The organism is Streptomyces sp. TM32 (assembly GCF_004122755.1).
Classification (GTDB): domain Bacteria; phylum Actinomycetota; class Actinomycetes; order Streptomycetales; family Streptomycetaceae; genus Streptomyces; species Streptomyces sioyaensis.
In genome coordinates, this window is sequence record NZ_SDIG01000078.1 from 19,724 (window position 1) to 28,693 (window position 8,970).

Here is an 8,970-nt window from a genome sequence, read left to right on the forward strand (position 1 = left end):
TGTCCCCAGGTCATAGCTCATCAGCCCGTGCCTGGCCTGACAAGGGCTGTGGAAAAAAATTGGTGTAGACCTCTGTGCGCAGGGTCCGTTCCTGGGAGATCGAGGGGGTGTTGCGCAGGTCAGACCATCAGCGGCACAGGCTCGCCGCGCACCGCGCCGAACCGCCCGGTGGCCTCGTCGAGCACGTAGGTCTGGGCCTCGCCGACGTGAAAGTACATACCGTGGAGGGTGAGTGAGCCCTCGGCCACCCGGCGGGCCACACAGGCATGCGCCCTCAGGTGGTCAAGCTGCTGCATGACGTTGACGAGCGCCAGCCGCTCCTGATCATCATCCACCGGCCGCTCACTCAGGGCGACTTCGCCCCGCCCCAGTCGCCCGATGCGCTGCATGCGCGCCAGGCTCGGCCGGCCGTGCCGCAGCCAGCGGGCGAGCGGCGTCGGCTCGGCCTCCTCCGGGGCGGCGGCACCCAGCAGCGCCCCCATGGCACCGCACCCCGAATGCCCGCACACCGTGATCGAGCCGACCCGCAGCACCTCCACCGCGTACTCGACCGCCGCCCCGACGGAGTCGCAGGAGGCCTCCGAGCCGGGCGGCGGCATCAGATTGCCGACATTGCGCACGGTGAACAGATCGCCCGGACCGCTGGACGTGATCATGCTTGTGACCAGCCGGGAATCGGCGCAGGTCAGAAACAGCTGGGTGGGCCGCTGGCCCTCGCGCGCCAGCCGGGCCAACTCCTCGCGGACGAGCGGAGCCGTATGACGCTGGAAGGCGCTGACCCCGCCCAGGAGTTGACTGCCGCTGTTCTCCGGAGCCGCGGCCCCGTCCGTGGCGGGCCGGGTGCAGTCATGGCCGCGCCAGGGCGTCCACGGTCGGCAGGAGTGCGCGCCGGCCGGCTTGGCGGGCGGCCGGCCCGAGGGGCCTCCGAGGGTCACCCGGCCGCCGTGCGCCCGATGGGCGGTGGCCCAGGACTGCAGTGCCTCGTAGGCGGCATGGTCCATGAACGAGCCGCACAGCTCGACGACGGCATCGGCGCGCGCCGGCACCTGGGCCAGCGCCCGGGTCAGCCGCGGCACCGCCAGAAACGTCAACTGCCCGCTGACACGTACCCGGTAGCCGTCGGGCTCCTCCGTCACCGCGACCCGGGTGCGGGTCAATCGGCGCAGCGCCAGGAAGATCCCGACGGCGATGCCCGTCACTACACCCTGAAGTACGCCCAAGAGCACGACCCCGCCCAACGTGGCGGCGTACACCGGGAATTCACGGTGCCGCTGCACATGCCGGATGTGCGCGAAACTCACCATCTGCACGCCGACCACCATCACCAGCGCGGCGAGCACGGCCAGCGGGATCGTCTCCAGCGTCGCGGCCAGCAGGCCCGCGCACAGCAGCACCCACACGCCGTGCAGCACGGTGGCGCGGCGGGTGACCGCGCCGGCCCGCACATTGGCCGAGCCGCGCATCGCGCCCCCGGAGACCGGCAGCCCGCCCAGGAGGCCGGAGACGACATTGGCCACGCCCTGGCCGGCCAGCTCGCGGTTGAGCCGTGCGCGCCCCGCCGGTGCGCCGGGCCGCTCGGCCGCCAGTCGTTCGACGGCCACCGCCGACAGCATCGATTCCATGCCCGCGACCAGGGCGACGGTCAGTACCGCGGCGGCGAGTGCCGGCACGGAGGCATCCGGCAGGGCGGGCAGCTCGGGCACCCGCCAGGACGGCAGCTCGACGCGCGGCAACGACGTCCCCGCGCTCACCGCCGTCGCCGCGAGCACGGCGGCCAGCGGCGCCGGCAGCATCCGGGCCCACCGCCCGGCGCCCCGGCAGGCGTCCCCAGCCGATGAGTACGGCCACGGTGACGGCGCCGATCAGCAGCGCGACGGCGTGCGGATGCGCCAACTGGCCGGGCAGCGCAGCGGCGTTGTCGAGCGCCGAGCCGTCGGGGCTGCCGCCGAGCACCACATGAAGCTGTCCGACGGCGATGGTGACCCCGATACCGGCCAGCAGGCCGTGCACGATCGCCGGGCTGACGGCCGAGATCGCCCGGGCCACACGCAGCGCCCCCAGGGCGAGTTGGACGAGGCCGGCCAGGACGGTGACGGCGCAGGTGGCGCGCCAGCCGTAGCGCTGGACCAGGTCGGCGGTGACCGCCAGGAGGCCGGTCGCCGCGCCGGTCACCTGGAGCGGGGCGCCGCCGAGCAGACCGGCGACGATGCCGCCGACGGCGGCGGCGACCAGGCCGGCCTGGAGCGGGGCGCCGGTGGCCAGGGCGACGCCCAGGGACAGCGGGACGGCGAGCAGGAAGACCACGACCGAGGCGGAGAGATCCCGCCGCCAGGCGGCTCGGCCGGCCCGCTTCGTACGGGCGCCCGGCTCGGCCGCCGTACGGGGCTCGGGAGGAATCTCGGGGTGGTGTGGGGTGCGCGGCGGCTGCGGCGGCGACTTCTCGGTCTGCGACATTCCCGTCTCCTCCGGGGCGACGCGGTCGCGCGGGGCGCGATCGTGGGGCGGCGGCGTACTACGGCGGGACGCGAGCCGGCCGGCGACCGTCGCTGTGGGCGACGGTGCGGTGACTCTCAAGCATCGGTAAATGAACCGTAATGACAGGTAAAGGTCAGGAGAAGGCTTTGCGGGCAATTGCCGCAATCCTTCCCTCCATCGAGTGAAGGCGGCGACTGCCGACTTGCCCGTTTTGGAAAACCCTTCTTGGCGTATGGAAGCTTGCGCCCAATGTTCCGATTGATCACCCGGAAGGTGTGCACGGGTGCCGGGAACGGGTGGCCGATGGCAGCCGCGGCAAGCGTGACGGCGTCACAGACGGAGGCATCCAGGGCGGCGGCGGTGGCGCCGGCAACGGCGGCCGGCTGCTCCGCGGCGATACGGAACGGGCCGCTCCCGGGCGGGAGAAGGGGACGGGCGGTGCCCATGGTCCCCACCCGGACGGACCGGTCCCGTCCGTACCGACCGGCAAACCGGCCGAGCCCCCCGCACCCGCCCGCGCCGCCTTGCAGGTCAGGCGGGCTGTGGGGCAGCCGTCCCCTCGAAGAGCACGAAGGAGGGGTCGACCTGGGCCGCCAGATCGACCCCGGTCTTCGCATTGCCCCAGCTCTCCGCGTTCTTCAGGTGGAAGTGCACCATCTGGCGCGTGTAGCGCTCCCAGTCGCGATGTCCGTAGGCGGCGTCGGCCGTGTCGTGGAGCGTCCGCAGGGCGCTGCGGTTGGCTTCCTCCAGGTGGGCGAAGCGGGCCGGGCGTCCCTTCTCCATGGCGCGCACCCAGTCGGAGTGACCGACGGTCACCAGCAGGTCGTCGCCCACCTCGTCGCGCAGGAACGCCAGGTCCTCGGGGCCCTGCACCTTGTTGCCGACGACCTTCAGGGGGACGCCGAAGTCCCGGGCGTACTCGCTGTACTGGCGGTAGACGGCGACGCCCTTACGGGTCGGCTCGGCGACCAGGAAGGTCATGTCGAAGCGGGTGAACATCCCGGAGGCGAAGGAGTCGGAACCGGCCGTCATGTCGACGACGACATACTCCTCGCGGCCGTCCACCAAGTGGTTCAGGCACAGCTCCACCGCGCCGACCTTGGAGTGGTAGCAGGCCACGCCCAGATCGGACTCGGTGAACGGGCCGGTCGCCATCAGTCGCACGGTGGTGCCGTCGAGCTCCACCGGCCTGGCGCAGGCGTCGTAGACGGGATTGTCCTCGTTCACCCGCAGCAGTCGTGAGCCCTCTCCGGGCGGGGTGGTCTTGATCATGGATTCGGAGGACGGGATGCGGGGGTTGCTGCCGCGCAAGTGGTCCTTGATCAGCGGGAGATGGGCGCCCATCGCGGGCAGCGCGGCGGCCTCCGTCTCGTCGAGTCCGAGGGCGGCGCCCAGATGCTGGTTGATGTCGGCATCCACCGCGATCACGGGGATCCGGGCCGCGGCGAGATGCCGGATGAACAGGGAGGACAGGGTGGTCTTGCCGCTGCCGCCCTTGCCTACGAAAGCGATCTTCATGTTCACCAAGGGTAATCTTGGGCTGGCTGTGAGTGAGAGAGCCGCGTGAGGAAGACCACTCCTTCGAGGGGTACGGCCAGGTGGTGCGTAGGGTCGTAGTCATGGCTGGAATCTCCCGGGGGACTTCCCCCGCACCCCCCGAAGCGAGCGACGATCCGCTCGTGACCCTGGCCTCGCTCCCGGGAGTCGCCGACTCCGTGGACTCCGTGCGCAAGGGCGTGGACCGGGTCTACGGGCACCGGATCATGCGACGCCGCAGCAACGAGGTCACCTCCGAGGCGGCGCTGCGCGGAGCGCGTGGTTCCGCGGCCCTTTCGGGGGCCGACTGGGCGCTCGAAGAGGTCCGGCGGCGCACCGACTTCGGCGTCGAGGGCGAGCCGCGGACGGTCGGCGCGGCCCTGCGGCTGACGGCCGAGTCCGGGCAGCTGCTCAGCGTGTGGCGGCAGTCCCCCCTGCGGGTGCTGGCGCGGCTGCATCTGGTGGCGGCCGGTGGCGAGTCGGCGGACGAGACGGTGGGGCGGCCCCGGCTGGCCGGCGAGCCGGTCGACGAGCCGCTCATCGAGCTGGCGCTGCCGGGTGCCGACGAGGTCGCCGGGCGGCTCGACGGGCTGTCGCGGATGCTCCTCGCGGGCACCGAGGCGCCGGCCCTGGTGACCGCGGCAGTGGTACACGGCGAGTTGCTCGCGCTGCGACCGTTCGCCTCCTGCAATGGGCTGGTCGCGCGGGCCGCCGAGCGGATCGTGCTGGTCGGGAGCGGGCTGGACCCGAAGTCGATCTGCCCCGCCGAGGTCGGGCACGCCGAACTGGGCCGTGCGGCGTATGCCGCGGCCCTGGAGGGCTATGTCTCGGGCACCCCGGAGGGCGTCGCGGCGTGGATCGCGCACTGCGGACGTGCGGTGGAACTGGGCGTGCGGGAGAGCACTGCTGTCTGTGAGGCGCTGCAGCGCGGCGCGGCATAAGGTGCGGCGGAAAGCCCGGGGAAGCGCCCGGGAATTCCGGAATCATTGCTTCATTCGTCCCTGAACAGGGGTGCGGCGGTACCAATGGGTGGTACCGCCGCTGGCATGTCCGCCGGGTTACCATGCGTGCTCGAAAATGTGCCCATCAGGTCGGAATCTTCGTCCGGTTACCTGGTGTGGCTGGCCCGTAATCGACGGGTCGGCGTCGCGTGGGTGCCCGGCATTCATGCATCGGTCCGTGGGCCACTTCGTTAAAGGCGTTCCTCTCGGATGTCCTTGGTCTCGCGGGCCGTTAAGTCCTTTGTACTCCTAGGGTGAGTCAAGCGGAACCCTGCTTCGCAGATCTTTACGTTTGACGTCAAACGCGGTCGTTGTGGGGCATGGGGCCGCGGCCAATTGGGCCGATGCGGCGCGTTGTGGTTTTCCTGCGGCTCGTGTACCAGACAAGCGTGGCGGTGGCGAGCGCCGCGCCCGCGGCGGCCATGACGGCGAGGGCCGGCCGGGAGGGCATCGACAGCGTCGGCAGCCGCTGCTTGAGCGGGACCGGGCGATTGAACGAGAGAACCGGCCAACCGCGCGCGGCCGCCTCACGCCGCAGCGCGCGGTCCGGATTGACCGCACAGGGGTGACCGACCGCCGAAAGCATGGGGACGTCGGTCGCCGAATCGCTGTATGCATAACAGCGCTCCAGGTCGTAGCCCTCGGATTCGGCGAGCTCCCGGACGGCTTCCGCCTTGGTCGGGCCGTAGGCGTAATACTCCACCTCGCCGGTGAAGCGGCCGTCGTCGCCGACGACCATGCGGGTGGCCACCACCCGGTCCGCGCCCAGGAGTTCACCGATCGGTTCGACGACCTCGGCGCCCGACGTGGAGACGATCACGACGTCCCGCCCCGCGGCGTGATGCTCCTCGATGAGCGAGGCTGCCTCGTCGTAAATGATGGGGTCGATCAGATCGTGCAGCGTCTCGGCGACGATCTCCCGTACCTGTGCCACGTCCCAGCCGCGGCACAGTGAGGAGAGATACTCCCGCATTCGCTCCATCTGATCGTGGTCGGCGCCGCCCGCCAGGAACACGAACTGGGCGTACGCAGTGCGCAGTACGGCCCGCCGATTGATCAGGCCGCCTTGGTAGAACGACTTGCTGAAGGTCAGCGTGCTCGACTTTGCAATGACGGTCTTGTCCAAGTCGAAGAACGCGGCAGTACGGGGACTCGAGTGAGGCACGGAGTGGTTTTCCACGGGGCGAGCATAGGCGCCCACCATTCGGCGTAAGGTGTGGCGCGTGGGTTTGCCTGAGAAGGCTGTCGGGTACACCATGGAAGTCACGGATCGTTCGCGACCGTGCTAACCCGGTCCGGCTCCTCCCCCCCCGAGTCGGCCGTGGGGACGACCCCCGCTCTCCCCCCCGGCGGGGGTCGTCGCATGTCCGGACGCATTTTCCGTCATCGGATGAGGATCCACTTCTCACCCTGCCCATGCGGCGCCCCGGGGCACGGCGTTCACGATCCATTACGCACCGTAGTCGTCGAGATGCTCTGCGGAACGCTCTCTCGAGTACCGGAAGCAGCCCTTCCTCGCCGTAATAGGTGACAGGGATATTCACAGTCGCGGCGCTGTCCACAGATTTGCTTCAAGATCCACAAGATTTTTCCGATCGCTGCACCGTGAAAGTCCGCGAGTTCGCGGATGTGCGAGTTGCGTAGCGATAGGGGGACAGAACGTGGCCGGATTCGTGTCATCGGAACAACCGGTGGGAAGCGGCGGAGAGCGCGGTGGGCCGCTGATCATCACCGAGGACGAAAAACTCCTCGACGATCTTGTGCGGCTGTGCGCGGCGGCCGGTGCACTGCCCGAAGTGGCGCACGGACTGCCGGCTCGCAAAGGGGAGTGGGAGGCACCGCCCCTGGTGATCGTCGGGGCGGACTGCGCACGCCGGTTACGCGGCGCCGGACGACGGACGGGCGTTCTTCTGACGGGCCGCGATGCGGACGACCCGGATCTGTGGCGTCAGGCCGTCGCCCTCGGGGCGGAGCGCGTGCTCGCGCTGCCCGAAGGGGAGCGCTGGCTGGTGGACCGGATCGCCGACGCCATCGAAGGAGTCGGGCCGCCGGCCCTGACCGTCGGTGTCATCGGCGGCCGCGGCGGCGCCGGAGCGAGCACCCTGGCCGGTGCGTTGGCCCTTACCGCCGCCCGGACGGGCCGGCGCACCCTGCTCGTCGACGGGGATCCGCTGGGCGGCGGGCTGGACGTCCTGCTGGGCGGGGAGAAGGAAAAGGGCCTGCGCTGGCCGGCCTTCGCCGAATCGCGCGGCCGGGTGGCCTGCGGTGCCCTGGCGGAGTCGCTGCCGCGGCTGCACTCGCTGCGGGTCCTCAGCTGGGACCGGGACTCCGATGTCGTCATCCCGCCGTCGGCCATGCGCGCGGTCATGGCGGCGGCGCGCCGGCGCGGCGGCGTCGTGGTGGTGGACCTGCCGCGCAGGGTCGACGAGGCGGCCGCGGAGGCCCTGGCCCAGGTGGACATGGGGCTGCTGGTGGTCCCTACGGAGCTGCGCGCGGTCGCGGCCGCCCAGCGGGTGGCCTTCGGGGTGCAGCAGGTGCTCGGAGATCTGCGGGTGGTGGCCTGCGAGGCTCCTGGGCGCCATGGGCACGGCCTGCCGCCGGACGAGATCGCCCGTCTGATGGGGCTTCCCCTGGCAGGTGAAGTGCCGTGGGAGGCAGGGCTGTTGGTCGACCTTGCCCGCGGGGTACCGCCGGGGGCACAACTGCGCGGTCCGCTGGCGCGGTTCTGCGCGGGCTTCTGGGAGCGGGTGGTGGAGAGCGGAGCCGATGGCGGCGAGCCGGGATCCGGTGCGGCGCCAGGTCCGGTGCCGGAACCGGACCACGGGCCGGAGCAGGCGCCCTGCCGGGGCGGAGGCCGGACATGAGCCAGGGCCAGGACCTCCTGGAGGCGGTGCGCCGTCGGCTCGCCGAGGACGGAGCGGATCCGACGCCGGCACGGGTGGCGCTGGCGCTGCGCGAGCAGGGACGGCTCCTGGGGGATGCCGAGGTGCTGGGTGTGGTGGCCGTGCTGCGCTCCGAAATGGTGGGCAGCGGCCCGCTGGAGCCGCTTCTGGCCGCGCCCGAGGTCACGGACGTCCTGGTCACCGCGCCGGACGAGGTGTGGGTGGACCGCGGCGGCGGGCTGGAGCGTACGGACGTCCGCTTCCGGGACGCGGCGGAGGTACGCCGACTCGCCCAGCGGCTGGCGGCGGTGGCAGGCCGGCGACTGGACGATGCCCGGCCATGGGTGGATGCCCGGCTGCCGGACGGCACCCGGCTGCACGCCGTGCTGCCCCCGGTGGCGGTCGCCGGGACCTGTCTGTCGCTGCGGGTACTACGGCCGCGGGCCTTCGGCCTCGCGGAGCTGGTGGCGGCCGGCACGGTCCCGCCGGGCGGCGATCAACTGCTCCGCGCACTCCTGACGGCCAGGCTGTCCTTCCTGATCAGCGGCGGTACGGGCGCCGGAAAGACCACGTTGCTCAGCACGCTCCTCGGCCTGGTCGGCCCGGACGAGCGGATCGTCCTGGCCGAGGACTCGGCGGAGCTGCGTCCGGACCACCCTCATGTGGTGCGGCTGGAGACCCGGCCGGCCAACCAGGAGGGCGTCGGCCGGGTGACGCTGCGGGACCTCGTACGGCAGGCGCTGCGGATGCGTCCGGACCGGCTGGTGGTCGGCGAGGTGCGCGGCCCGGAGGTCACAGACCTGCTGGCAGCCCTCAATACGGGCCATGAGGGTGGTTGCGGCACGGTCCATGCCAATGCCGCAGCGGACGTCCCCGCGCGCCTGGAGGCCCTCGGCTCGACCGCGGGCCTGGACCGCGCCGCACTGCACAGCCAGCTGGCCGCCGCGGTCTCGGTCGTCCTGCATCTCGTACGCGACCGGAACGGCCGCCGCCGGATCGCCGAGGTCCATGTCCTGGAACGGGACCGCGACGGCTTCGTGGTGACCGTCCCGGCCGCGGTCCAAAGCCCCGCCGGC

6 protein-coding genes and 1 pseudogene are annotated in these 8,970 nt (G+C 71.6%); 3 read left to right on the forward strand and 4 right to left on the reverse strand.

Annotation, left to right across the window (positions count from 1 at the left end):
• Positions 1–119: 119 nt before the first annotated feature.
• From EST92_RS18300 to EST92_RS18310, 3 genes and pseudogenes are all read right to left on the reverse strand, one after another.
• Positions 120–2,454: pseudogene (locus EST92_RS18300) on the reverse strand (SulP family inorganic anion transporter).
• Between the two features lie 116 nt (positions 2,455–2,570).
• Complete coding sequence (locus EST92_RS18305; RefSeq protein ID WP_129281972.1) at positions 2,571–2,921, reverse strand: hypothetical protein; 351 nt, start codon at positions 2,919–2,921, stop codon at positions 2,571–2,573.
• Between the two features lie 85 nt (positions 2,922–3,006).
• On the reverse strand, positions 3,007–3,993 hold the full coding sequence (locus tag EST92_RS18310) for an ATP-binding protein (protein WP_129281973.1): 987 nt from the start codon (positions 3,991–3,993) through the stop codon (positions 3,007–3,009).
• Positions 3,994–4,094: 101 nt separating this feature from the next.
• On the opposite strand from EST92_RS18310, the gene EST92_RS18315 reads away from it, so the two are divergent.
• A complete protein-coding gene (locus tag EST92_RS18315) occupies positions 4,095–4,952 on the forward strand; it encodes an oxidoreductase (protein WP_129281974.1) in 858 nt (285 codons plus the stop codon).
• Between the two features lie 358 nt (positions 4,953–5,310).
• Here EST92_RS18315 and EST92_RS18320 read toward each other — a convergent pair whose 3' ends face one another.
• Entirely contained in the window at positions 5,311–6,216 is a 906-nt protein-coding gene (locus EST92_RS18320) for an HAD-IB family hydrolase (RefSeq protein ID WP_129281975.1), read from the reverse strand.
• Between the two features lie 457 nt (positions 6,217–6,673).
• On the opposite strand from EST92_RS18320, the gene ssd reads away from it, so the two are divergent.
• The gene (gene ssd, locus EST92_RS18325) at positions 6,674–7,876 is read left to right on the forward strand and encodes a septum site-determining protein Ssd (protein WP_129281976.1); all 1,203 of its coding nucleotides are present in this window, start codon (positions 6,674–6,676) and stop codon (positions 7,874–7,876) included.
• Positions 7,873–8,970: TadA family conjugal transfer-associated ATPase (locus EST92_RS18330; protein ID WP_129281977.1), on the forward strand; the 1,098-nt coding region annotated here is incomplete at its 3' end. The genes ssd and EST92_RS18330, both read left to right, overlap by 4 nt.

Excerpts from the sequence above, each read along its gene's own strand:
- EST92_RS18305 (WP_129281972.1), bottom strand. The coding sequence starts at position 2,921 with ATGGGCACCGCCCGTCCCCTTCTCCCGCCCGGGAGCGGCCCGTTCCGT.
- EST92_RS18310 (WP_129281973.1), bottom strand. The coding sequence starts at position 3,993 with ATGAAGATCGCTTTCGTAGGCAAGGGCGGCAGCGGCAAGACCACCCTG.
- EST92_RS18315 (WP_129281974.1), top strand. The coding sequence starts at position 4,095 with ATGGCTGGAATCTCCCGGGGGACTTCCCCCGCACCCCCCGAAGCGAGC.
- EST92_RS18320 (WP_129281975.1), bottom strand. The coding sequence starts at position 6,216 with ATGGTGGGCGCCTATGCTCGCCCCGTGGAAAACCACTCCGTGCCTCAC.